Here is a 23,127-nt window from a genome sequence, read left to right as displayed (position 1 = left end):
GTCAGAATGAACCATCAGATTGACAGTCTGGCTTATACAAATCGCTTGCGCGGGTTGCCGCCAATCCACAAATTATCCTTTGCGATCGCCCTGTTAATTCTGTCTCTAGTTTCTGGGACGATCGTCCAATTGTCGATCGCCCTTTGGTTGGCCGTCTGGATCGTCATCTATGCGGGTATTCCGGGGGGACTGTATTTGCGGTTGCTGTCGCTACCGTTGATGTTTTTGCTGACAAGTTTGCCTGCTTTGGCTATGAGTGCGGTTGCGGGCGATCGTATCCCCGCAATTCAGTGGGATATCTGGCAAGGTTGGGGCATTAGCATCGGCACTTTTTATCTGTATGTGAGCCGCACCGGAATATATCAAGTGAGCCTGCTATTTGCCCGCGCCTTCGCATCGACAAGCTGTATGTATTTCGTCCTCTTGACGGTTCCATTTACCGAAACCTTGCAAATTCTCAGACAATTACGCTGTCCAGAGTTAGTCACAGAACTGCTATTACTAATGTATCGGTTTATTTTTAGCTTATTGGCGATCGCCGATGAACTGTGGATAGCACAAAACTCCCGTTGCGGCTATCGCACATGGAAACTGGGAATGCGTAGTTTAGGCATTTTAATCGGGCAATTGCTTCAGCGAACTTTGGAAAACTACCGTCAAGTTTCCTTGAGTTTAGCGTCGCGCGGCTTTAATGGACAACTGCGCGTTTGGCATTCTTCCCCTTATAAACCTTCGCGAAGATATACATTGGAAGCCGTGTTTGGTTGCACGGTTTTAACCATTTTAAGCGCAGTATTTCAACGCTAAATTTATTCTTGGGACTTAGCATGGGGGCCCAGAAACCGGGTTTTTTACGAAAATACTTCGTTAGAGCATCGCAGATTCAGTAGAAAACCCAGTTTCCGATCGCCGGTGGGTAAGTCCTATTGTTGATAATTCTCGTATTATCGTTAGTTTAGCGGGCTAGATTTGAATAAGGGCGATCGCACTTCCTGCAACAGCTATTACCAATATGACTTTTATGAACTTAATTAATGAATTATATGAATTGACGTGAACAGTAATTGAATGAATAATTAGAGTATCAAAATACAGAGAAAAAATCATGTATCAAGATACTAACAAAAAAAACACCCCACCGCCCATTGTTTTTATTATTGCCATCGGCTTAATAGGGTTTGGCGCATACAAGTTTCTTCCCGGTTTATTGAATGCCAAAACTTCAAATACACCTACATCTACATCTACACCGGAAACGAGCGCATCGGGAGCGATCGCAAATCGCATCAGTTTAGGAAATCGGATATTGGTGACATCCCAAACAACAGCAGCAAAACAAGCAGGAGTTCAAGCTTTTGCTGATGGAAATTACCAATCTGCCGCCGAATATTTTCAGAAATCGCTGCAACAAAATCGCAACGACCCGGAAACCACGATCTATTTCAATAATGCCCGAGCCAGCAATGGTTCTTCCTTAAAAATTGCTGTCAGCGTCCCCATTGGTAGCAACCCCAATGTCGCCCAAGAAATCCTTCGAGGTGTTGCCCAAGCTCAGGATGAAATTAATACTAGCGGTGGCATCAACGGCGCAGAACTCCAAGTAGAAATAGTCAACGATAACAACAGTCCAGAAGTGGTCAGAGAAGTTGCAAAGACATTGACAAAAGATCAGAATATACTAGCAGTAATTGGACACAATGCTAGCAACGCATCTCTCGAAGCTGCTCCGATATATCAGCAAGAAAAACTGGTAATGGTGACACCGACGAGCTTTGCCAATAATCTATCAGGATTTGGCAGCTACATATTTCGGACAGTACCCAATATTAGCTTAATGGCAGCTCCTTTAGCAGAACATGCAGTCAAAACAGCAGGCAAAACTAATATTGCCATTTGTTACGACTCCCAGGCACCCGATAACATATCATTCAAAGATGAATTTGTTGCATCTCTTACTGCTGCTGGAGGCAAATTAGTTCCGACTGTTTGCGACTTTTCAATCCCTTCTTTTAATCCCGAAAGTGCGATCGCCGATGCTGTCAGCAAAGGTGCACAAGGATTGATGGTAGCACCCCACGTCGATCGCATTGACCGTGCGATTTCTCTGGCTCGCATTAATCGAGGCAAATTGCCACTCTACGGCAGCACCACAATGTACACCATTCAAACATTAAAAGACGGACAAAGCGACGTTAACGGCTTAGTATTGCCCGTTCCCTGGCATCCTGAAACTAATCCCGGTAGCCGTTTCCCAGAAAATTCCCGCCAGCGTTGGGGAGGAATTGTGAATTGGCGAACAGCAACGAGTTTTGATGCGACTCAAGCTGTCATCGCTGGTTTGCGGCAAAGCAATACGCGGGAAGGATTGCAACAAGCACTGCGAAATGCGAGTTTTTCAACACTAGGAGCCAGCGAGGATGTGAAGTTTTTGCCCACGGGCGATCGGGCGGGTAAGCCGATTTTAGTGCAAGTTAAACAAGGAGGAAGCACTGGCTATAACTTTGTCCCGCTGCGATAAGTTTGTTAAGTGCGATCGCACTCACATCTTGCACATTCTCAATCAGCCTTTCAGGGGTGGGCATCTTGTCCGCCCCACAATAAAATTCCCTCTTTGTGGAACAGGCATTTTGCCTGTTTCTTAGCATGATTAAAATATACTTTTCTGGTGAAGCCAAATTTTTAAGATAAAATGAAATGAGTAGATTAAAGGAGAGCGTTGTGTATGATCGCGCCAGTTGAAACCAAAACCTACACGGCTGAGGAATATCTAGAATTGGAAATCAATTCTCAGGAGCGGCATGAATTTATCAATGGGGAGATTGTTCTGATGGCTGGCGGCACACCGGATCACAATGAAATTACCACTAATTTAGTTGTTGCGCTGAAACTGGCGTTAAAAGGGAAACCATATCGGACTTTTAGTTCGGATCAGCGGCTGTGGATTCCCCAGCTTAATAATTATACTTACCCGGATGTGATGGTGGTTGCGAAACCGATCGAGCTGCAATCTGGACGGACGGATACAATTACCAATCCTCTGCTGATTGCTGAGGTGCTGTCTAAAGGTACTAAAGCTTATGACCGTGATGAAAAGTTTGCTGCTTATCGCAGTATTCCTAGTTTTCAGGAGTATTTATTAATCGACCAATATCGGCTACGGGTGGAGCAATATTCTAAAACTGATGCGAATAAGTGGATTTTTTCGGAATATAGCTGTATGGGCGATCGGCTCAGTTTAACATCTGTTGCTGTGGAAATTTCGCTGGCCGATTTGTATGAAAATATTGAGTTTGGTGAATAGGCGGACGGTTTTTTGTCAAATATCCCAAATAGTGGTAATATTCCCGTATATCGATCGGCTCGGATGGAGAACAGCCATCAGACGCAAGGGGGAAAGTTCGGTGCGAATCCGGCGCTGTCCCGCAACTGTAATGAGATTATTGCATCTCTGAGTCAGGATGCCCGCCGATTTGTTTACCTGTTGTTTTTCATCTGCGAGGTATGGATGATGGTGAGTTTATTATTTTTTTAATTATTGGATTGAGATTTTTTAACCGCAGATATCAGCAGATAAACACAGATGAACGCTGATGTAATTCGATGTGTGTTCTGAAGCGTATCTTATTTTAAGGGAAAAGAAATGCGAATTGAAGATAGTGTTTGGCAGGGTAGTTTTGGCTACTGGCAAAATTTGTTTATTCACCAGAATATTTTGGCGATCGGACATACTGCTTGGAATGGCTTTTTGCATCGAGGACGAGGCTTGGTTGCTTGCAAAATCAATACTCCCATTAACGGTTCTGTGAATTGGAGCGTAGATACTATTAAGTACGATTTGCAATTTATTTCCCAATTGTATGCAAATGCTTATTTGCAAGAAGTAGAACTAGAGGAAAACACTGTTTCAAATCTGCTCTCTATCATTGCTAGCTACGAGCCAAAGGAAGCAATTATATTTTTGTCGATCGCTAACGGTCAGATTGATATCAATTTGTTGCAAAACTTGGCAATTTCTCCTGTGGAGTGCTATGAACAGGTATGCAAGCGCTGGGAAGAATTTCAACTCTGCCCGAAATCCTAAAACTTACTAAATTTTCCGAATGTCGCAGCCAAAATCAATCGAAATTTCTAAGGTAACTCGCTACCAAAATGCAGCGCTTAATTACTATTTGGGCCTGACAGATTCGCCCTACCTTCACTACGGCTATTGGGAAACCCTACCTGTGCCCGCTGAGGAACTAACGATCGCCCGATTGCGCATCGCTCAGCAAGCTTATACTGTAAAACTGTTGGATGCGATCCCCAAAGGCACTCATACAATACTGGATGTGGGCTGCGGGATTGGCGGAAATGCGGCTTATTTGCTCGATCGAGGTTTTGCAGTGGAAGGACTCGCACCCGATCCGTTCCAACAACAGCGCTTTGTTAAGTGTACGGGCGATCGGGCAATCTTCCACCTCACCAGGTTTGAAGACTTCAAAGCAACCCATTTCTACGATCTTATTCTCTTTAGCGAAAGTAGCCAGTATATGTCGGCTGTTGATATTGCTAACGGTGCCGCCAAAATCCTCAATCACGGTGGCTACGTGCTGCTTGCCGATATGATGCGCTCTGATCCTCACTATACAGAGGGAATGTTCTCTAATTGTCATGTTGTTACGGAACTTCATTCAGCATTAAAGCAGGCTGGATTCACTTTAGTAAAAACTGAGGATATTTCCGCCCATATTTTGCCGACAATCGATTTGTATGTCGATACTTTCCGCAGGTATGGACTGAATACGATGATCTATGTTGCAGATTTAATTGCGATCGCAGTTCCGCCGATCCACAAATTCCTGCGCTGGATATTTCGTCGCTGGTTCAAGAAGCTGGTGGTTGAAGGATTGGAGGCGAGCCAACTTTTTGAGCAACATCTATGTTATGAACTTCAACTTTGGCAGTTGTCAAAATCAGATGAAGGCTGACACAAATACAATGGTAATTGGTAATCGGTAATCCGTAATTGGAGGCTCTGCCTCCGGGTATTTATTCCCAGGCAGATCCGGGAAGGCTATAACAAATAACAAATATGTCTCAATGGATTCTCGAATTCGATCGCACTTCCTACTCCTATCCCTGCGGTTCGCGATCGGCAATTCATGATTTAAACCTCAAAGTCCCCGCCGGGAAACGCTGCGGGCTGATCGGTCAAAACGGCTGCGGCAAAACTACCTTTTTTCTGTTAGCAAATGGCTTGTATCAACCGCAACAGGGAATCATTCGCTGGGAAGGCGAACCGTTTTGCTACGATCGCAAATCTTTGATGCAACTGCGCCAACAAATCGGACTCGTCTTTCAAAATCCCGAACATCAATTAGTAGCTTCGACGGTAGAAGAAGATATTTCCTATGGATTGTACAATTTAGGCTTGACAGAATCCGAAATTGCTCAACAGGTACAGCAGGCGATCGACCAATTCGATCTCAGCGAACTCGCCCGCGAACCAATTCACAATCTCAGTTTGGGGCAGAAAAAGCGGGTGTCGATCGCCGATATCATGGTTCTCAAGCCGAAACTGCTGCTGTTAGATGAACCTACCGCCTATCTCGACCCGCGTCACACCCGACAACTGATCGGTTTACTGCAACAAATTCACAACGCCGGAACCACGATCCTTTTAGCAAGTCACGACCTCGATTTCATCTACCGCTGGGCTGATTGGGTGTTTGTAATGGATCGAGGACAACTGATTTTAGAAGGAACACCGGAAACTGTTTTTGCTCAACGGGAGGTTTTGGAGCAATTGCAGCTTGGCGTACCGCTGGCGATCGAGCTTATGGAGCAAATAAGGGCAATTTTTGAAAGAGATGGTAGCTCAAATATACAGAATTTAGAGCTGTGGCAACAACAGATTTTACAAGCACGCCGGCTGCTTTAACGGGATTTAGACAATTTATGGTGTAGGAATTAAGGAAAGGGAATGAAAAGAATCTGGCCTTCATATTCGTCGGGCTGACTGCAACAAACTAATAAATACAAGTCATCAATGACCTGCCCGATCGAAGCCGTTGCAATAACTTCAACAACTCCGGGCATGGGCAACCCGTTTTGAATTCGTTCATAGGCGTAGTCGGTAATTGTCGCCACATCATGGGTAAGTAAAATGCGCCCCTCATCGGCTGCCCATTCTAAGATAGTGGGATCGTCTGCGTGGATTAAACCTACATCCTGAATGCGAACAACGTCTAAGCCTGGTAAGCGTCTGATTAAGCCTCGTAATATCGAACCGTTGAAGTTCTCATCAGTTAATAGACGCATTGGCTGTGAATTCTCTTGGAGTCCGATCACGATCGCTCAAGCGCTGCCTGAGATTAGCTAAGTTATACTGCTGCACAAATTGACTGTGCTGTTGTTGAGCTTTCTGGCAACGTCGATCTAAGTAGTTATCTATTTCCTGACGGTGGCTGAGATAGTAAGCGATCGCTGCGTATATTTCCTCTAAATGGAGAACAGAATACTGAACCGCAATTTCTTCAGGTGTAGAACCATGATGGTATGCCGCTAACAAGCTATCGAGGGTAACGCGGCTATCACCAATGCGGATACCACCAGCTTCATCCCAACGAAACGGTGGGGCAGCAACCTTAAATTCGATTTGAGGGCTCATAAGTCTATTCTCAGAATAGTTGTGTCGATCGATCATTACTTGTCTGCATTATAACCAAAACCCGATCGCCCTGCCAGTGAGAAAAAGTGACAAGCTTTTGTAAAGCTTTGTAAGCTCGCACTTGCAACCTTCATTTCCCGTTATTTGGTGAGGAGATGAAGGAATGATGAAGTGCGATCGGCATCCTAAAAGATATTACAATTTTACTGCCCGCGTCCTTGTTTGCAATCTACGAAACCTAATGCCTCTGTGTCGATAAAACTGGCGATCGCCATCTCAATAACTGCTTCGATCGGGTATTCAATTTCAGCAGCACGAGCAATTAGAGCGGCTTGAATTCGATCAGGCAAGCGTCCTAAAATGATTTCGGCATCAGCAAGGGAAAGTTGTTCCTGAAGTTTGGCTTGCATGGCATTCACCTTTCGATGGGAATTTGAACGTTGTACGGAGGTTCAGTGGCTCTGAGAATGATGGCTTCTAGCTCCAATAGTAACGCAGGGTTCCCTGAGTGAGAAATGAACTGCACTGCAATCCGAATATCCTCATCGCTATATTTGTCGAGCCAAGCCCATAAAAAAGCCTTATGTCCACCGCTGAAGCGTCCTCGCAGGCTCTTGGTTTTACCGATGTAGAGTAATCCGTCCGTTCTGTGCCTGATTGCATAAATGCCAGGACGATTGATTGTTAGGTTGCATTTTCACTACTCACCTCATTGCTGGCTGAACCTTGTCCAAAAACCTTTGTCTGCTCCATTTAACTTCTTTGGCTTCTCGAATTAACAGAGCAAATTCCTTGTAGAATTCAGGATCGTCAAAATAATTTGTATGTGAGCTAACAGGAGACTTTCCACTATCATAAAGATCGTCAAAAACCTCTTTAATCAAAGGTTCAGCCGTGAAACTGAGATAATCGTTATCATCCCATAGATTCCACCAAATGTTTAAATAATCCGAGGGAAACTCAACTTTTTCTATTGATGAACGTTTAGCACCTACTTTTGTTGCTTCTCGTTCCAAAACTTCAACACCTAGATCGAGTTCAAGGAACTCCTGATTTGAACTAGCTGATTGTCCATCATCGTCTTGTTTGAAAACATTCATCTCTTTGAACAAACCGACCTGGGATGCTGCTGCACACCAAAAATCAATATAAATATCCTTGTACGTATGGGTTGTATATTGCGGCAATTGAGACATTTGAGGTAAAAAGTAGCTCACCATGTCATAAACAAGCTGTCCACCCATACTGTGGCTAAATACAATCAGCTTTTCACCACCTTTTGCGATCTTATCCTTGTGGGCTTCCTCCAAGGTATTAAGTAGCTGGTATGATATCTTTCCTGGATTATCTGCTGTACCCCGTTTAGCAAGATAGAAAAAAACATCACCCAGGAAGAGAGTCACACTTTCATTCAAAGGTTTCCGTAGAGGATCTACAAATCTGCCAAAGAAGTAACCTGGTAAGTCATGCAATTTTTTCCCTACTTCAGGTATCAGATCCAATAAGTATTCGGCTTTATCAGAATCAGGTATTTTATGAAACTCTACAATCTTGCGATCTATCCAACCTTTTTTCCTCTTTAAAATTTCTTGAACTCTTGTATCATCCGGAAGACTTGACCTTCTGCCCTGATGCAATGGAACAGAAAGATCTCCCCAGAAAGCATTGTCAATCAAAACGTCGTCTGCATCACCAGATGCAGATATAACTGGGGCAATGTACTTCCTAAGATTCGCTCTAGTTTTCTCCCAAGCCTTATCATGTTCTGTGTCCATCCGACTAGAAACACCATGTACAAAGATAATCGGCATAATCAAATCCTTTTGGGGGTTGTAGAACGGTCATCATTTTGACCTCACTGCAAATTGATCTTTTCCTTTTAGCTTGCAGAGTAGATCGTTGAATTCGGAGCTTGTGTTGGGTTTCGCGATGCTCCACCCAACCTACAATATCTGACACAAAAGACTCAGAGAGTTATGCCATCAAGGGAACGAAGACGAGCAACTATGCTATTCCCAACATCTCTCTGCTGACGAGGTTGAAACTCGATGTTGTTAAGGATGGCAAGAGTTCCTTTTCTTGAAATAGTGTATTTGGCAACAACCGCTCCAGGAAAATGATCATCATTTGTTGCCGTCTCAGTTCGTGCAATGTAGTGTTTGTGCCGAATCATGCCGTCATAGAGATACTTAATTAGTCCCTCACCTTCATCATCAACTATTTCAACATTTTTGGGCCACGTGAAGGATTCATAAGTATCACCTGAACCAAATACATCTCCTCTACCACCACTCGTCCCTTCGTTGTGTTCACCACCCATCTGCAAAGCAGCTTGGAGCTTAGCCAATTGTTGAGCTAAATCAGACATAACTTGAATTTCTCCTTGCGGTATAAATAACTATTCATTGTGCAGCGGTTGCATTACAATACTTTTTCCGATCGCCCTATCCCGCACATTTGCGGTTTAACTCCGAACAGTCTGAACTGCTTTTGCTCTGCCTTAACTCAAAGAATAACTCCCCCCGATCGCCCTGTCGGTGAGAAAAAGTGACTAGCTTTTGTAAACTTACGTAAATTCCCTTAAAGGCTGCTAGCAGTCAATCGATTTTAGATGTTCAATTTTAGATAATGGAATTGACTTCACAGCCTGTACCGAGGCTTGTAACCCTATTGCTTTCGATCAATTGTGTAAATTTGTTTTCTTTCCTGAAAAGGAGGTCGCACTCATGAAACATCAGTAAATTTACTTAATAGGTCAAAATCGCTATGACGGGACAAGAGGCGATCGCCCTAGTTGATAGTCTGTTACAATCCGCAAACAAAAAGCAAAAACTCAATGACATTCAATCCTGCGTCTTTCTGGAAACTTGGGAGGGACACTCTTATCAAGAGATAGCCGAGCGCTTACTTTACGAACATGACTATATCAAAAAAGTCGGTTCGCATTTGTGGCGAAATCTCTCTCAAATCATCGGCGAAAAAATCTCAAAGCAAAATCTCCAAGCAGTCTTGCGCCGCTACCAGCATTGCAGTGCGGGCATCTTGCACGCTAGCGAAGCAGATAACTGCATCCAAGATTGGGGAGAAGCGATCGATGTTTCCCAATTTTACAACCGGCAACAGGAACTGGAAACATTAGAAACTTGGATTAGTGGCAATTCTACTCGTCTGATCGGTATTTTTGGACTTGGCGGTATCGGCAAAACTTCTCTGTCTGTAAAACTCGCTCAGCAAATTCAATCTCAGTTTGAATTCGCGATTTGGCGGAGTTTGCAGCAAGCACCGCGATTAGATGTTATCCTCAGCAATATTTTACCGATTTTAACCGGTTCAGAAGCGACAACAAATAACTCTATTCCTGCTCTCATGGAACTGTTGCGGCAAAAACGCTGTTTGTTAATTTTCGACAATCTGGAGTCGATTTTGCAAGGGGGAAATCGCAGCGGACAATATCAACAAGGCTATGAAGATTACCGACAGTTATTGGCGCGCATTGCGGACGAACCTCACCAAAGTTGTCTGATTTTAACCGGACGAGAAAAACCGGGCGGGTTTGCTGTGCGATCGGGCGAAAATTTACCAGTGCGATCGCTCAACCTCTTCGGAGTTTCACCGCCAGTATGCCAGCAAATCCTCGCCACCAAAGGATTAAAGGCAACGCTATTGCAGTGTCAAGTTCTTGTCAACTATTTTGGTGGCAATCCCCTCGCCCTCAAACTTGCTGCAACGACTATTAAAACACTTTTTGGCGGTGACATTCACGCATTTTTAGTGCACGGAAATACTGTTTTTAGCGACTTGTGGGATTTGCTCGATCGCCAGTTCGATCGCTTGTCTCCCCTGCAACAAAAAATTATGTACTGGATCGCCATTAATCAAGAAGGAGCGACCCCTGCGAAGTTAAAAGCGGAAATTTTGCCCAAAGTTTCGGGACGGCAACTGATGGAAGCATTGGAGGGGCTGGCTGAACGATCGCTCATAGAAGATCGGCGATCGCTCAATGATACCGCATCAACAAGTTTAATGCTACAACCGGCGATCGTCGAGTATGTCAGAGAACGCTTGCTCCAAACTGCTGAGCAATAAATTATCGCAAACAAACTTAACTCATGAAAACTCATGTTTTAATTAAATCCCAAACCCAAGACTAGATCGGCGACTCATAAATTCAACTGATTTTGTATCCTTTAATTGAACGTCTATTAGCCCATTTTGAAACTGCAATTCAACTCAAACAGCACCTCGGCAATATTTTAGCTTGGTTGCGCGATCGAACAGCAAACCAGACAGATTATGCTGGGGTTAATCTGCTGAATTTATCCAGTCATCTCAAAACCGATATCAGAGGCTTTGATTGCTCTTAGGATTTACGCAGGGTGGTCAGAAACCGGGTTTTTTACCGAATCTGCGCGCCACAACGCAGTATTTTCGTAAAAAACCCGGTTTCTTTGTCGGAGTGCGTCCAGGACTGATTAAGTGCGATCGTACCAACTTTGCAGCGCCAAGCGGTGAACTTCCCGCCAGCTAATATTTTTAAGTCTGGCAATTTCCGCGCAATCTTCGTATTCCGGCTGCACGTTAACAATCGTTTGTCCAGACTTCGCAACTTTTATTTGCACTTCACCGTATTCTGTTTGAACTGTCTGGATTTCCCGGTGCAAAATAGTTCTCTGTTGAGTCGATCGCCTAATTCCCAAAGTAGTAGTTTCGCGAAAGATAACTGCTTCGCAAGCATCCTCAAATTCTGGATGACAAATCGCAGTTAACAAAACCCCCAGCCGCGACTTTTTCATCACAATTGGGGCCGTAAAAACATCCAGAGCTCCGGCGGCAAACAAAGCATCAAAAACATAGCCGATCGCCTGCGGACTCAAATCATCAATTTGCGTTTCCAGTACCGTAATAGTTTCTATGGGATTGGTAATCGGTAATTGGGAATCCGTAATTGGGAATTGAGTATTGCTTAAAAACTTCCCTCTTCCTTCTTCCCTCTTTCTGACATCCGTTACATCCGTTACAGAATCCGTTGCCGAACTTCCCTCTTCCTTCTCCCCAATCCAGAGGCGCAAAATATTAGGAATTGCCAGGTTTCGAGAACCTGCACCCAAACCGATCGCCTGAACTTGCATCGGTGGCGGTGGGCCGAAACTGGAGGCGAGAGTACAGGCGATCGCAGTTCCCGTAGGAGTGCACAATTCGCGATCGATCCCGTTGCTGTAAACCGGCACTCGGTGCGTTTCCCACAACCGCATCACCGCCGGCGTCGGCACCGCTAATCGGCCGTGTGCAGCCTTCACCGTACCTGCACCAGTCGGCATCGCCGAAAAGTAAAATTCGTCAATATCCAACCAATCCAAACCCAAACAAGTACCGACAATATCAATAATTGCATCCGTAGCCCCCACCTCGTGAAAGTGAACCTCGCTTGGGGGGATACCGTGTACGGCACCTTCTGCATCTGCTAATTTCCCAAATACGGCCAAACTCCAGGCTTCCACGCGCGGAGGCAATTTTGCAGAGACAATAATCTGCTTGATTTCTGGCAAATGGCGGTGATGAGTGTGGCTAATTTCGGCATCTGCTTCGCCGTGACTGTGAGAATGTTCTTCCCCGTGATGATGGTGGTGGCGGGCGTCAAAAGTCGGGGATTCCGTTTCCGAGGGATCGAGTTCGGTAGCGGAATTTTTTGGTTTTAACCACAAATCCGCAGCTAAATCGACATAAAATTTAGTTGCTTGTTGAGTATTCCGGTGGACTAATTCCGTCCGCAACTGATACTCTGTCGAAATGCCGAGCAAATTGAGTTTTTCGATTAGGTAGTCTAAAGGAACACCGGCGTGGACGAGAGCTCCGATGCACATATCGCCAGCAATGCCGGTTGGACAGTCAAAATAAGCTATTTTATTCATTGTTAACAATTAATTTTTAGCATTGATTGTTTCACTCGATATTTCGATCGCCCACTTAGCCTGCAATAGCTTAACATGGCAACTATTTACGAAGTGCATCCAGTTGCACCCCAAAAAGACCGGATCGAGAAGATTACAAAAGCTCTGAAAGATGGGGCAGTGATGCTTTATCCGACAGATACAGTTTACGCGATCGGCTGCGATCTCAACTCCAAGTCTGCTGTAGAACGAGTCAGGCAGATCAAGCAACTATCTAATGATAAGCCTTTAACGTTCTTGTGTTCCTCTCTGTCAAATATTACCGACTATGCTGCCGTCAGCGATGAAGCATACAGAATTATCAAGCGATTAATTCCCGGATCTTACACATTTCTGCTGCCAGCTACCAAGTTAGTGCCGCGGCTGGTAATGAACCCAAAACGCAAAACCACGGGAATTCGCGTTCCCGACCACCGGCTTTGTTTTACACTGTTGGAAGCCTTGGGAAATCCGATTATTTCAACTTCCGCTCACATTACCACTGACGATGAAGGTGCAGCACCGGTGTCTGCAGCAAAAGCAGAAAGCTTTGGCAAAGCTGAACTTTTTGACTGTTTGTCAAAGTTAGTAGATGTCATTGTCGATGACGGTTCCGATCCGGGATATCAAGTTTCTACCATTCTTGATTTAACAAAAAGCGAACCGATTGTTGTTCGTCGCGGTTTGGGATGGGAAGCTGTCGCCGTTTGGGAAAAAGACTAAAATTTAAAGGGGCGGCTTAAGCGCCAAAGTCGCGCAAAAGCCGCCCCTATTTTTTAACTCAAAACTGCTTTAAGCCTCTACCTTAACCCCTTTCCAAAAAGCAATATATCCTGCAATATTTTTAGCAGCATCTTTGGGAGTAGGATAGTACCAAGCAGCATCTTTATTAACTTGTCCGCCGACTTCGACACTGTAGTAACTAGCAACACCTTTCCAACCGCAAGTAGTGTGAGTGCTGCTGTCCTTGAAAAACTCGCGTTTGATGGCATCCGGGGGGAAGTAATAGTTGTTTTCTACGACTTCGCATTTGTCGCTTTCGGCCAGGACGGCACCATTCCAAATTGCTTTAGGCATCAGTTTCTCTGCTTAAAATGAGATTTTCAATTATTGTAACTGTATTGGTGCTCAAAAAGCATAGAATAGTGTTGAAGCCAACAACCAACTACTGCAAATGTTAGGGTCGAATCCGCCAATATCTTCTGTGCCGCTGTCCCTCGAACAAGCTCTAAAACATTTTTTTGGCTATGACTCTTTCCGCCCGGGGCAGCAGGAAATTGTCGAAGCTGCTTTACAAAAACGGGATATGATGATTGTCATGCCGACTGGCGGTGGCAAGTCTTTGTGTTTTCAATTACCGGCACTGTTGAAACCGGGATTGACAGTGGTTGTTTCGCCGTTAATTGCTCTAATGCAAGACCAGGTGGAAGCTTTGCAGGATAATGGAATTGGGGCGACTTTTCTCAACAGCACTTTGAGCAGTCAGGAAACCCGATCGCGCGAAACAGCGATTCTCGAAGGTAAGATTAAATTGCTCTACGTTGCACCAGAACGCTTGCTCGGCGAGAGATTTTTACCGTTTTTAGATATAGTAGCAAATAAGTTAGGAATTTCGGCATTTGCGATCGACGAAGCCCACTGCGTTTCGGAATGGGGGCACGACTTTCGACCAGAATACAGGCAAATGCAGCGAGTGCGCGATCGATATCCCGACATTCCCATTATGGGACTAACCGCCACCGCCACCGAGCGCGTCCGCCAAGACATTATCCAGCAGCTAACTCTGCGCAATCCCTACATCCACGTCGCCAGCTTCAACCGCCCCAATTTATACTACGAAGTTCGCCTCAAAACCAAACACAGTTTTGCCGAAGTGTTGCAAATTATCCAAAAAAAAGGCGGTTCTGGAATTATCTATTGCCTCAGCCGAAAAAAAGTTGACGAAGTTGCCTATAAATTGCAACAAAGCGGCATCCAAGCCTTACCATACCACGCCGGCATGAACGATGTCGATCGCGCCACCAATCAAACCCGCTTCATTCGCGACGACGTGCAAGTAATGGTAGCAACAATTGCCTTCGGTATGGGCATTAACAAACCAGACGTGCGGTTTGTAATTCACTACGACTTGCCCAAGAATCTCGAAGGATACTATCAAGAATCCGGCCGCGCAGGCCGAGACAACGAACCCGCCCATTGCAGTTTATTTTTCGGCTACGGCGATGTCAAAACCATCGAATACATAATCGAGCAAAAACCAGATCCGCAAGAACAGCGAATTGCCCGCCAACAGTTACGGCGAGTAATTAACTATGCAGACTCCAGCGATTGCCGCCGCACAGTTCAGTTAAGTTATTTTGGCGATTCATTTCCCGGAAATTGTGGCAATTGCGATAACTGTTGCAACAAAAAACCAGTAGAAGATTGGACGATTGAAGCAATGAAATTTCTTTCTTGCGTCGCGAGATGCCAAGAAAAATTCGGCATGAATCATATTATTGACGTGCTGCGAGGCTCAAAAAGTCAAAAAGTATTGCAATACCAGCACCACCAACTTTCTACATACGGAATTGGCAAAGATAGAAGTGCTGATGAATGGAAAAAATTGAGCAGGACGCTGTTAAATCAAGGTTGTTTAGACGAAAAAACAGACGGCTTTCCCATTTTGAAACTGAATGAAAAAAGTTGGGAAATCATGAAACGTCAGCGCACAGTTGAAATCGCCATTGAACCGCAGCGGGAAGTACAGGGGAAAGTTCGTTCTTTAGCAGTAGAATCCGAAGGTTTATTTACCATACTGCGGACGCTACGCAAGCAAATTGCCGACGAACAATTTGTGCCGCCTTACGTAGTCTTTGCTGATAAAAGCTTGCGAGACATGGCAGAAAAACGCCCGCAAAATCTCACCGAATTCGAGGATGTTTACGGCGTTGGTAGCAACAAGCGAGATAAATACGGCAAGGTTTTCTTGGAAGCAATTCGCAGTTTTTGCCAAGAACAAGGATTGCCAACTGGTGCTGCATCTTCTGATGTTGCTAATCTTCCCAATCTTTCTAACGTTGCGTCTTATTCTCAGATGCAAACCTGGGAATTATACCGACAAGGTTTGACAGTTCAAGGAATAGCCAATGCACGGGGTATGAGTCCTAATACTATTTCTGGGCATCTGATAGAATTGATGGAGATGGGGCGGGAAGTTGATATAAATTTGTTGGTGGAACCGGAACGCCAGCAGGCGATAGTGTACGCTATTGAAGTTATGGGAGATGAGAAAATGAGAGCAATTTATGAGTTTTTGGAAGAACGTTATACCTTTGAGGAGATTAAGTTTGTGCGCGCTTGGTGGCGGCAAAATTATGTGGGTTTTTAACCGCCGATGTATGTATATGGACGCTGATGGACGCAGATAATTAATAGATAGGAGGGAAAAATGATAATTGAAAAGTAGTTTTTGGGATGATATATTAAAGTGGCGTTTTTAACCGATATATTTTTTCCATTTGGTTTTGCTACCTGGCGTATATGGAGTTGCAAAACTCAAATTTCCAAAGTAATTTTAAGAGCCCTATAAGTCAGTAAGCTTGGCTTAGCTAAGCGTGTCATTGTTCGCTATGCTTCGCGCAGTTGCGAGGGTACGAAGCAATCCCCGAAAGTTTTTTTAGTTCTCAATTTGAGTGAGTGGCGAGGGCGAGAAATTACCTTTTTAACTGAACCTTATTGAGCTATAATTACCTCGTCAAACCACTTTTTACGTTAGTAATAGGATGCCCGAGAGGGAGCAATATTTAAATCCACACGCATGAGACTATTTACACTCACGCCCGCCCCCAAGGATTGAATAATATTGATGCAGCCGGAAACAATATTAGGTCTCTCTGTGAACCCAGAAGCACCCTAAATTTTAGCATTGTACTTGGTTTAGGCAAAATTATATATAGGGGTTTTGGAGGGCGAGAAATTAAGTTTCTACACTTTAGAATTGTACAATAAATAGTTGACCTCGTTAGCCAGCCATTCGTTAAACATATTGTGCAATATTTCTTGATAGCGTTCAGGGGTTAATTCCGCCGGGAGAAACTTTTCAACTAGGAACAAGTGATATCCTCGCTCAGTTTGAATTGGACGAATCACTTCTCCGGGTTGAGCGCTAAATACGGCGACGGCTATGTCTGGTTTTAAACCCCACCGATAAACCTTGCCTTCGCAACCGCATAAATGCCGGCGGTTTTCGTCAAAGTCGTAAAAGTGAGCGGCATCAAAAAAGCTGATTTCTCCTTCTTGAATTTGATAAAATAGTTCCTGAGCAAGCTGCGGGTTGGCAACAACTATTTGATAAAGAATTATTTGGTCGTATTGCAATTTGTTTTGAACGAAAATCTTATTTACTTCTTTGCTAAACAAGTGTTCGGCTAGTTTTTGGGTGAAGAGCCGATCGCGAATGCCGGCTTCTAAATCTTCAACGGAAATCATCTGATCCACCAGCCAAGCAATCGTATCCGCCGCTTTCTCCAAACGCTTCTCGCGGCGGAGTTGGTCGCCCACAGCTTGAATTTCTTGGGGAGTCACAGTTAACCCCCGTTCCCGGACTGCTTTCTCAATAACTTTTTTCTGCAAAACCTTTTGACTAAATGTCTTTATTTGCTGCTCTTGTCTGAGTAGTTCGATGATTTCACTTGCTTCAATCAATGGCCCGTAAAAGTCCTTCATCTTTCTCTCTCAACCTATATAAATTTATTAACTTTATCCCCCGACGCTTTATGCGGGGTAGTTGATGTTAACGGTTAACGGTTAGCTACAAGATTTCATTTGGCAAACTCATAAAATCAGCATTGCTCAAAGTTGTTGCACCCGCTGCATTAACTGTTCCCAAAACAACAGCTAAAATTCGATCGCCATTATTTGAACGAAACTTGACCAGAGTCGCGTCTGCCGTACCGTCACCGTCAGTATCAAACGCCATGAGTGTCAAGTCTGCTACCGAAAGTCCCCCTATCAGCCCAATTCGATCGCCTTCAGCGGGATTGAAATCAACGACTCGATCTGCTAAAAATGGATTAGCTGCTGCACTCGCTGTTTCGGGTTGAAATGCAAAGGTATCAGCGCCGCTACCTCCAATCAATGTATTGGTGCCAAAGTTGCCGCAAAGAAAATCGTCGCCGTTGCCGCCCATCAGCCAATCTTTACCTTTTCCTCCGCGCAAAGTGTCGTTTCCATCGCCTCCATCGATCGCATCGTTACCTCTGTTACCTTTGACAATATCGTCGCCGCTTCCTGCAAAAATTCGATCGCTCCCCCTACCGCAAGTAATCACATCGCTGTCGCTGGTGCCGAGCCAATATCCGTCGCCGTTGCTGTCGTAGGTGACAGTTAATACCGCAGAATTGTTTTCTGGGGCTGTAACTTCAGGAGGTGGCGTTGTCTCAGCATTGCTGTTGGCATTGTTACCGGGAAGCGCGATCGAATTATTGCTGTTACTGTTATCTGTTGGCTCAGAAATTATCGTACTTTCCCCGCCAGTACCCGTACTGTCTAGAGAGAAATTAGAAGGACTTGAATTGCTAGAAGTGCCGCCCGTCACCGGGGTGAGCGTTGCACCGTCATTATTTGACGGTGCGGGTGTTGGCGCAGGCGCTGGTGCTGTGGCGCTAGTCCTTGGGGGCGCGACTGTAGAAGCACTCGCCGCCGCGCTGCCACTGCTAGATGTAGCCCCCGCAGCGTAAGCAGTCTCACTACTTGTACTGCTTCCTGTCGGAGAAGCCGCTGTCCCGCTGCTGGTACTGCCCGCACCGCTGCTATCGACAAAGGAACTAGACTTGCTGGAACTGCTGCTGCCGTCACCAGGGTTATTCGCCAACGAATTCAAGGTGTTTAAACTATTGCTGTTTCCAACAATATTATTTAAGAGTTTAGAAGCTAAGGAATCTAAGGGAGGCATGGCGATTTATCTCCTTTTAGTTGTATGGCTATACCAGTGAATTATTATTAAATTTGATTTAGCCATCACAATCACCATCAAAACGCCTTTTAAAATTGGGAATCTACCTTACAATCGCTGGCACTGGAGCAGTTTTAAATTGGTGACTACAGCCTTACAATCACCTGTTTCGCAATTACCAATTACGATTTCTGATTCCACTGCCAACCACTATCGCAAATCATTATGGCTGACCGCTGAGATGAACAAATATCTGCTATCGTTCAAGGATACAAAATAACTATTTTCAGTGCGAGCGTAAGAGTTAGCTGTAGCTGAGGCTTCAGTAAAAGCAATATAATGACTAACATAGACCTTTGTGGAAGTGCTAGCCATAGTCGAGGTATTTTCGCCAATAGCAAAAGCTTTAGCATCCGCACTGCCCAATCCATAGGTAGCAAAAGTGTTAGGGCTACCAGTCGCGCGCCTATAACCAGCACCTACAAGCTTGCTGGCTCCTAAGGATTTTTTCTAAGTAATCTAAATCATTAATAATCATGTTTATTTGCACCGCAACAATTTTTAGTGACTGCTTAACTGATGTTAGAAACCGAGCCAGCCAAACCCATTAAGTATGTTGCCACTGTTCAAAACAGCTATGTAAAGTTGGGCAAGCATTTGTGACTTACCTATCTCGAGGTCAATCCAGCAATTCTTGCATTGCTTTACATAGCTGGGTTTCTGACTGCTTATTTGCACTATTGCGATTACCTGTAGATGCTAAAATCCGAACTAGCCGCGATCGAAGTGCCACTAGAGGAAGAGCTGTAAGGTGTGGTCTCTGCGTTATTGAAGGTCTGAGTCAAACTGCCGTAACCGTAGGCGTTCGCCTTAGATTCAGCAGTGGCTGCATGACCAAAAACATACACGTTGGAGTTGATGTATTTATTCAGGTTGAAATACTCGTTGAACTGCACGTTTGAGTAGTCATAGCCTAAGTCAAAACCGCCGAGGACGCTGCTTGTTTCAGAAATGCTTTCGACATGGTTCAGGTCTGAGATAATCATGGGTTTTCTCCGCGAGAGTCAGTGTGGTTTATGTAAAGCGTACACGATTTGTTCGAGGAGTTTAAACTGTAGTTACCGTTAGGGTTTTACTGACTGTTTGACGGTCGAACTACTACGGCTTGGCGATGCTTGATTGAGTTTAAACTCCAACGATAACTAAAGTCTGGCTTGAGTGTTATGATTACCTGTAGATGCTAAAATCCGAACTAGCCGCGATCGAAGTGCCACCAGAGGAAGAGCTGTAAGGTGTGGTCTCTGCGTTATTGAAGGTCTGAGTCAAACTGCCGTAACCGTAGGCGTTCGCCTTAGATTCAGCAGTGGCTGCATGACCAAAAACATACACGTTGGAGCTGATGTATTTATTCAGGTTGAAATACTCGTTGAACTGCACGTTTGAGTAGTCATTGCCTAAGTCAAAACCGCCGAGGACGCTGGTGGATTCTGAAACTACTTCGACATGGTTCAAGTCTGAGATAATCATGGTTTTTGTCCTTTTAATTGAGCAGTTGTTTGAAGCAACCTTGTTTTGTTTGGATGTACCTAATATATCTGGACTAATTAGAGCTGTGTTGCCAATTTGGCAGATTTGTTGAAAATTAAAATCTCAATGTAACTTCATGAATATATGTTGATTTTTTGCTCGCCAACTACAGAAGATATCTTGACGAGTCCTAAACGCATCAACCGAGTTTAATGGACTCAGATACTTGCTTATAGGCCTCGCTCAAAGTTGAAAAACCCGGTTGATGAAAGTAAAGAGTGCGTCCAAGACGGGCTGCATTCAGACACAAAAACCAGCCTCGTTTTATACTCTATGAACGAGACTGTAATCAGATTCTAGTATTGGGATCGATCGCCCGTACAGACAAACACTGCTCCGGCTCAACAGCATGAATTGCAGATCGGTTGGTCTTTTTTGGCTCGCAAACAAATTATCAGGTACGATCGCCATACCGTGTTGCCATTTTGGCAGATTTATCGGAAGCGCGGATGTTAGATACTGAAAAACCCGATCGCCCGCGGTGAGTCAACCAAAAAATAGGTACACCCAACGCCAGCAACCGGGTTGTCGGTCGATCGACTAATTTACTTGCCCGCCAAATTAAACCAGCGCGTCTTAAATCCAGCAAAAAATCCTTGATTTTCAACCTCAACCGCCAGCGCCCAGATATTTGAACCTGGGCCGCCGACTTCAGCTACAAAACCTGCGGTATCTGAGTGCAACTCGCTACCAATCTGAATAGCATCACCCCCTCGAACTCCGGCTCGTTTCTCCCTCACCACTTCCACATAATCTAAATCCGCAATTTTGCTCAGCGCCGGCTGAGTTTCCGATTTCCTCATTTGACTGTTTTCCTTCAGCAAGCGGTTGGAAGTACGGTAAGGGATATAGTCGAGAGGGTTGTAACCCGTGCTCCGCAAAAGTAAAAAACAAGCCCAAGAATACTTTCCTGCCAGAATCGCTGCAATTATCTCATCCAATTGTTCGGGTTTAATTCCCACTTGGGAATGATTGGCAGAATGGTGAAATTGGGAATTCATTTTTTTATCCTGTTTTGTGTAAATTGGTTGACTGTTGACTAATGACTGCTGACTGTTGACTGATGACTGATGACTAATTTCTACAAACTCATGCCGCCTTTTTGTAGTTGCTTGAGGGGATCGAGCAAAATGTCGGCTATGCTGCGCTGGCGGATGACAATTTCCGCAGTAGCTGTCTGACCAGCTTTGAGTTTCCAGCTTTGATTGTTGGCTTTCACTGAGTCTCGATCGATACTCACTTCCACCCGGTAACAAACACCCAATCGCTCGTCTGTTTTGGCATCGGGCGAAATCGATACAACTTTTCCCGGAATCACGCCGTAATTTTGATAGGGAAAAGCATCGAATTTGACTTGTACCGGCATTCCGGTTTTGACAAATCCTGCTTCTCGGTTCGGCAAACTGACTTCCAGCACCAGAGGAGCCTGATTCGGAGTCATTTCTGCAATAGTTTGACCCGGTTGCACGACTTCGCCGGTGTTGTGAATGTTGAGCGCGGAAATCACTCCGCTGACGGGTGCGTAGATAAATCTTTGTTTGAGCTTATTTTTTGCTTGAGCGAGCATGGTTTGGGTTTCGGCAATTTTGGATTTAACTTGATTTAATTCCATTTCCAACTGCTGAATTTTTTGCTCTTTTTCTAACTGCATTTGGCGCGCTGCGGCTTGTTTGCTGGAGGCTTCTGCTTGCAGTCGATCGACTTCTGCCAATTGTTGAGTTAATTCACCTTGGGCTTTAGAAATGGCGCTAGTTCGATCGCGCAAACCTTGCTCGACTTCAAACAGCTTTTCCTTAACCTGAGTTGTATCAGACAGTTGACTCCTGAGGGCAGCACTTTGCCTGTCGCGCACGGTTTGCTCGACCTCAAATACTCGATCGTCAGCCTGAGTTTTTTCTCCCAACTGGCTTCTAATAACGGCATTTTCACTTTCTCGCAGAGCTTCCTCAGCTTGAAACAATACATCTTTTGACAGCGCTCCCTCATCTACCAAAGGTTTGAGCCGCCCTATCCGCTCTTTGTGAGCCCCCACTTTTGCTTGCAATTGTGCCAACAAATCTTGACTCTTATTTTGCAGCGGTGTCACCTGCTCGCGCCTGGCTTGTTGAGAAGTGACATCGGTTTCCAGTTGCGATAACAGATTTTCTGCCTGTTTTTCCAAAGGTTTGAGCTGTTGCTTGCGCGCTTGCTGAGAGACTACATCTGCTTGCAATTGCTCGATTTGAGACTGCGTGGTAGCCGCTGAAGCGCGAGCCCGATCGATCGCAGCTTCAGCCCCCCGCTTGTCCGCAGCAGCAATAGCTTGGCTCGCTTCAGCTTCCAGTTTAGTTCTCTCGATCGAACTACTCTGCTGCACCAATTGAATCTGATAAGCGCCCACAATTTTATCAAGACGCTCCACCTCGCTCGCAGCAGTCGCCGGGTCTAATTCCGCCAATAATTGTCCTGCTTTGATTTTTTGACCTTCTTTGATTGCGAGGTTAATAATTTTTCCTGGCTCCGTCGGGTGAATTTTGTAAACATCACCTTTGGGAACTAATTTGCCCTGAGCGTGACCAACTTGGTCAATTTTTCCCAAAGTTGCCCACGCTCCAAAAGCTACGGAAAAAACCATTCCTCCTAATATCAACCCCTGGGGAAAAGATACTGGCGGCTGGTCGAGTACCGAGTGCAAAGAAGTAGACCAATTATCAGCATGATGCTCCGTAAACTTGGCAGGATTGATACCGTCATTACTTTGAGAGGAGCGATTTTTAGATTCTACTACTTCTAAAGAGCGGTCTTTTTTTCTGGCTTCGTTGTCTTGTCTTGAAGCTACTCCCCCATAGACTTCACCTATTGCATCAGAATCGCGACCTAATTCTTTGACATCTTCTGAAAACATTGTATTTCCTCCAAATTAGTCTGTTGACTGTTGGCAGTTGGCAGTTGTTAGGAGCTATCAGTCAGTAGTCAGAAGTTAGGAGTCAGGAGTCAGGATTCAGGAGTCAGTAAAAATGATCTTTAGTCTTGTGTTGGTTGCTAATGAC

25 protein-coding genes and 1 riboswitch are annotated in these 23,127 nt (G+C 44.8%); of the genes, 10 read left to right on the top strand and 15 right to left on the bottom strand.

Annotated features, from left to right (window positions below; translation table 11 throughout):
* Positions 1–6 precede the first annotated feature (6 nt).
* From cbiQ to QUA20_RS16315, 6 genes are all read left to right on the top strand, one after another.
* On the top strand, positions 7–807 hold the full coding sequence (cbiQ, locus tag QUA20_RS16340) for a cobalt ECF transporter T component CbiQ (protein WP_333189906.1): 801 nt from the start codon (positions 7–9) through the stop codon (positions 805–807).
* Between the two features lie 298 nt (positions 808–1,105).
* Positions 1,106–2,518 (top strand): ABC transporter substrate-binding protein, encoded by a 1,413-nt coding sequence (locus QUA20_RS16335; RefSeq protein WP_333189905.1) that lies wholly within the window; start codon positions 1,106–1,108, stop codon positions 2,516–2,518.
* 204 nt (positions 2,519–2,722) lie between these two features.
* Positions 2,723–3,301, top strand: coding sequence for a Uma2 family endonuclease (locus QUA20_RS16330; protein WP_333189904.1), 579 nt, complete (start codon positions 2,723–2,725; stop codon positions 3,299–3,301).
* 38 nt (positions 3,302–3,339) lie between these two features.
* A riboswitch (cobalamin riboswitch) is annotated at positions 3,340–3,484 on the top strand.
* Positions 3,485–3,640: 156 nt separating this feature from the next.
* Positions 3,641–4,081, top strand: a complete 441-nt coding sequence (locus QUA20_RS16325) for a hypothetical protein (protein ID WP_333189901.1) — start codon at positions 3,641–3,643, stop codon at positions 4,079–4,081.
* Positions 4,082–4,100: 19 nt separating this feature from the next.
* The gene (locus QUA20_RS16320; protein WP_333189900.1) at positions 4,101–4,967 is read left to right on the top strand and encodes a methyltransferase domain-containing protein; all 867 of its coding nucleotides are present in this window, start codon (positions 4,101–4,103) and stop codon (positions 4,965–4,967) included.
* Between the two features lie 104 nt (positions 4,968–5,071).
* Positions 5,072–5,920, top strand: a complete 849-nt coding sequence (locus QUA20_RS16315) for an ABC transporter ATP-binding protein (protein ID WP_333189899.1) — start codon at positions 5,072–5,074, stop codon at positions 5,918–5,920.
* A 29-nt stretch (positions 5,921–5,949) separates the two neighbouring features.
* On the opposite strand, the gene QUA20_RS16310 is transcribed toward QUA20_RS16315, so the two are convergent.
* The 6 genes from QUA20_RS16310 to QUA20_RS16285 all read right to left on the bottom strand — a co-directional run bounded on the left by QUA20_RS16310 (position 5,950) and on the right by QUA20_RS16285 (position 9,017).
* A complete protein-coding gene (locus QUA20_RS16310; RefSeq protein WP_333189897.1) occupies positions 5,950–6,300 on the bottom strand; it encodes a DUF5615 family PIN-like protein in 351 nt (116 codons plus the stop codon).
* Positions 6,284–6,649 (bottom strand): DUF433 domain-containing protein, encoded by a 366-nt coding sequence (locus tag QUA20_RS16305; protein ID WP_333189896.1) that lies wholly within the window; start codon positions 6,647–6,649, stop codon positions 6,284–6,286. Before QUA20_RS16305 ends, QUA20_RS16310 begins: the two co-directional genes overlap by 17 nt.
* A gap of 203 nt (positions 6,650–6,852) precedes the next feature.
* Positions 6,853–7,059: a hypothetical protein gene (locus QUA20_RS16300; RefSeq protein ID WP_333189895.1), complete on the bottom strand. Its 207-nt coding sequence runs from the start codon at positions 7,057–7,059 to the stop codon at positions 6,853–6,855.
* Positions 7,060–7,064: 5 nt separating this feature from the next.
* Positions 7,065–7,316, bottom strand: coding sequence for a GIY-YIG nuclease family protein (locus QUA20_RS16295; protein WP_333189936.1), 252 nt, complete (start codon positions 7,314–7,316; stop codon positions 7,065–7,067).
* A 37-nt stretch (positions 7,317–7,353) separates the two neighbouring features.
* Positions 7,354–8,460 (bottom strand): hypothetical protein, encoded by a 1,107-nt coding sequence (locus QUA20_RS16290; RefSeq protein ID WP_333189893.1) that lies wholly within the window; start codon positions 8,458–8,460, stop codon positions 7,354–7,356.
* Positions 8,461–8,615: 155 nt separating this feature from the next.
* On the bottom strand, positions 8,616–9,017 hold the full coding sequence (locus tag QUA20_RS16285; protein WP_333189892.1) for a hypothetical protein: 402 nt from the start codon (positions 9,015–9,017) through the stop codon (positions 8,616–8,618).
* A 398-nt stretch (positions 9,018–9,415) separates the two neighbouring features.
* Here QUA20_RS16285 and QUA20_RS16280 point away from each other — a divergent pair, with 398 nt between their 5' ends.
* Both QUA20_RS16280 and QUA20_RS16275 read left to right on the top strand, forming a co-directional pair.
* Complete coding sequence (locus QUA20_RS16280) at positions 9,416–10,735, top strand: NB-ARC domain-containing protein (RefSeq protein WP_333189891.1); 1,320 nt, start codon at positions 9,416–9,418, stop codon at positions 10,733–10,735.
* A gap of 92 nt (positions 10,736–10,827) precedes the next feature.
* Positions 10,828–11,013: a hypothetical protein gene (locus QUA20_RS16275; protein ID WP_333189889.1), complete on the top strand. Its 186-nt coding sequence runs from the start codon at positions 10,828–10,830 to the stop codon at positions 11,011–11,013.
* A 108-nt stretch (positions 11,014–11,121) separates the two neighbouring features.
* Here the strand turns inward: QUA20_RS16275 and larC are convergent, their stop codons facing one another.
* Complete coding sequence (larC, locus tag QUA20_RS16270; protein WP_333189887.1) at positions 11,122–12,558, bottom strand: nickel pincer cofactor biosynthesis protein LarC; 1,437 nt, start codon at positions 12,556–12,558, stop codon at positions 11,122–11,124.
* A gap of 75 nt (positions 12,559–12,633) precedes the next feature.
* On the opposite strand from larC, the gene QUA20_RS16265 reads away from it, so the two are divergent.
* Positions 12,634–13,299, top strand: a complete 666-nt coding sequence (locus QUA20_RS16265; protein WP_172186060.1) for an L-threonylcarbamoyladenylate synthase — start codon at positions 12,634–12,636, stop codon at positions 13,297–13,299.
* A 69-nt stretch (positions 13,300–13,368) separates the two neighbouring features.
* On the opposite strand, the gene QUA20_RS16260 is transcribed toward QUA20_RS16265, so the two are convergent.
* Positions 13,369–13,653: a DUF427 domain-containing protein gene (locus QUA20_RS16260; protein WP_172186059.1), complete on the bottom strand. Its 285-nt coding sequence runs from the start codon at positions 13,651–13,653 to the stop codon at positions 13,369–13,371.
* Between the two features lie 97 nt (positions 13,654–13,750).
* Here QUA20_RS16260 and recQ point away from each other — a divergent pair, with 97 nt between their 5' ends.
* On the top strand, positions 13,751–15,946 hold the full coding sequence (recQ, locus tag QUA20_RS16255; RefSeq protein WP_333189884.1) for a DNA helicase RecQ: 2,196 nt from the start codon (positions 13,751–13,753) through the stop codon (positions 15,944–15,946).
* A gap of 596 nt (positions 15,947–16,542) precedes the next feature.
* Here the strand turns inward: recQ and QUA20_RS16250 are convergent.
* The 7 genes from QUA20_RS16250 to QUA20_RS16220 all read right to left on the bottom strand — a co-directional run bounded on the left by QUA20_RS16250 (position 16,543) and on the right by QUA20_RS16220 (position 22,982).
* Positions 16,543–17,283 carry a peptidylprolyl isomerase gene (locus tag QUA20_RS16250; protein ID WP_333189882.1) on the bottom strand — a complete coding sequence of 247 codons (741 nt, stop codon included), beginning with the start codon at positions 17,281–17,283 and terminating at the stop codon, positions 16,543–16,545.
* Between the two features lie 85 nt (positions 17,284–17,368).
* Entirely contained in the window at positions 17,369–18,511 is a 1,143-nt protein-coding gene (locus QUA20_RS16245) for a hypothetical protein (protein ID WP_333189881.1), read from the bottom strand.
* Positions 18,512–19,257: 746 nt separating this feature from the next.
* Positions 19,258–19,557: a hypothetical protein gene (locus tag QUA20_RS16240; RefSeq protein ID WP_333189879.1), complete on the bottom strand. Its 300-nt coding sequence runs from the start codon at positions 19,555–19,557 to the stop codon at positions 19,258–19,260.
* Positions 19,558–19,738: 181 nt separating this feature from the next.
* The gene (locus QUA20_RS16235; RefSeq protein ID WP_333189878.1) at positions 19,739–20,038 is read right to left on the bottom strand and encodes a hypothetical protein; all 300 of its coding nucleotides are present in this window, start codon (positions 20,036–20,038) and stop codon (positions 19,739–19,741) included.
* Positions 20,039–20,492: 454 nt separating this feature from the next.
* The gene (locus tag QUA20_RS16230) at positions 20,493–20,687 is read right to left on the bottom strand and encodes a hypothetical protein (RefSeq protein ID WP_333189877.1); all 195 of its coding nucleotides are present in this window, start codon (positions 20,685–20,687) and stop codon (positions 20,493–20,495) included.
* Positions 20,644–21,099, bottom strand: a complete 456-nt coding sequence (locus QUA20_RS16225; protein WP_333189876.1) for a HetP family heterocyst commitment protein — start codon at positions 21,097–21,099, stop codon at positions 20,644–20,646. The genes QUA20_RS16230 and QUA20_RS16225 overlap by 44 nt, the downstream gene beginning before the upstream one ends.
* An 80-nt stretch (positions 21,100–21,179) precedes the next feature.
* A complete protein-coding gene (locus tag QUA20_RS16220; RefSeq protein WP_333189874.1) occupies positions 21,180–22,982 on the bottom strand; it encodes an HlyD family efflux transporter periplasmic adaptor subunit in 1,803 nt (600 codons plus the stop codon).
* Between the last annotated feature and the right edge of the window lie 145 nt (positions 22,983–23,127).

It is taken from the genome of Microcoleus sp. Pol7_A1 (assembly GCF_036701085.1).
Lineage (GTDB): Bacteria > Cyanobacteriota > Cyanobacteriia > Cyanobacteriales > Microcoleaceae > Microcoleus > Microcoleus asticus.
The sequence above is the reverse complement of the archived record's forward strand: the minus strand, read 5'-3'. Positions and strand labels throughout refer to the sequence as shown.

Coding starts and splice junctions, on each gene's coding strand:
- QUA20_RS16240 (WP_333189879.1), bottom strand. CDS start 19,557: ATGATTATCTCAGACCTGAACCATGTCGAAAGCATTTCTGAAACAAGC.
- QUA20_RS16325 (WP_333189901.1), top strand. CDS start 3,641: ATGCGAATTGAAGATAGTGTTTGGCAGGGTAGTTTTGGCTACTGGCAA.
- QUA20_RS16285 (WP_333189892.1), bottom strand. CDS start 9,017: ATGTCTGATTTAGCTCAACAATTGGCTAAGCTCCAAGCTGCTTTGCAG.
- QUA20_RS16280 (WP_333189891.1), top strand. CDS start 9,416: ATGACGGGACAAGAGGCGATCGCCCTAGTTGATAGTCTGTTACAATCC.
- QUA20_RS16310 (WP_333189897.1), bottom strand. CDS start 6,300: ATGCGTCTATTAACTGATGAGAACTTCAACGGTTCGATATTACGAGGC.
- recQ (WP_333189884.1), top strand. CDS start 13,751: ATGTTAGGGTCGAATCCGCCAATATCTTCTGTGCCGCTGTCCCTCGAA.
- QUA20_RS16235 (WP_333189878.1), bottom strand. CDS start 20,038: ATGATTATCTCAGACTTGAACCATGTCGAAGTAGTTTCAGAATCCACC.
- QUA20_RS16250 (WP_333189882.1), bottom strand. CDS start 17,283: ATGAAGGACTTTTACGGGCCATTGATTGAAGCAAGTGAAATCATCGAA.
- QUA20_RS16305 (WP_333189896.1), bottom strand. CDS start 6,649: ATGAGCCCTCAAATCGAATTTAAGGTTGCTGCCCCACCGTTTCGTTGG.
- QUA20_RS16225 (WP_333189876.1), bottom strand. CDS start 21,099: ATGAATTCCCAATTTCACCATTCTGCCAATCATTCCCAAGTGGGAATT.
- QUA20_RS16220 (WP_333189874.1), bottom strand. CDS start 22,982: ATGTTTTCAGAAGATGTCAAAGAATTAGGTCGCGATTCTGATGCAATA.
- QUA20_RS16335 (WP_333189905.1), top strand. CDS start 1,106: ATGTATCAAGATACTAACAAAAAAAACACCCCACCGCCCATTGTTTTT.
- QUA20_RS16265 (WP_172186060.1), top strand. CDS start 12,634: ATGGCAACTATTTACGAAGTGCATCCAGTTGCACCCCAAAAAGACCGG.
- QUA20_RS16290 (WP_333189893.1), bottom strand. CDS start 8,460: ATGCCGATTATCTTTGTACATGGTGTTTCTAGTCGGATGGACACAGAA.
- cbiQ (WP_333189906.1), top strand. CDS start 7: ATGAACCATCAGATTGACAGTCTGGCTTATACAAATCGCTTGCGCGGG.
- QUA20_RS16260 (WP_172186059.1), bottom strand. CDS start 13,653: ATGCCTAAAGCAATTTGGAATGGTGCCGTCCTGGCCGAAAGCGACAAA.
- QUA20_RS16315 (WP_333189899.1), top strand. CDS start 5,072: ATGTCTCAATGGATTCTCGAATTCGATCGCACTTCCTACTCCTATCCC.
- larC (WP_333189887.1), bottom strand. CDS start 12,558: ATGAATAAAATAGCTTATTTTGACTGTCCAACCGGCATTGCTGGCGAT.
- QUA20_RS16330 (WP_333189904.1), top strand. CDS start 2,723: ATGATCGCGCCAGTTGAAACCAAAACCTACACGGCTGAGGAATATCTA.
- QUA20_RS16245 (WP_333189881.1), bottom strand. CDS start 18,511: ATGCCTCCCTTAGATTCCTTAGCTTCTAAACTCTTAAATAATATTGTT.
- QUA20_RS16300 (WP_333189895.1), bottom strand. CDS start 7,059: ATGCAAGCCAAACTTCAGGAACAACTTTCCCTTGCTGATGCCGAAATC.
- QUA20_RS16320 (WP_333189900.1), top strand. CDS start 4,101: ATGTCGCAGCCAAAATCAATCGAAATTTCTAAGGTAACTCGCTACCAA.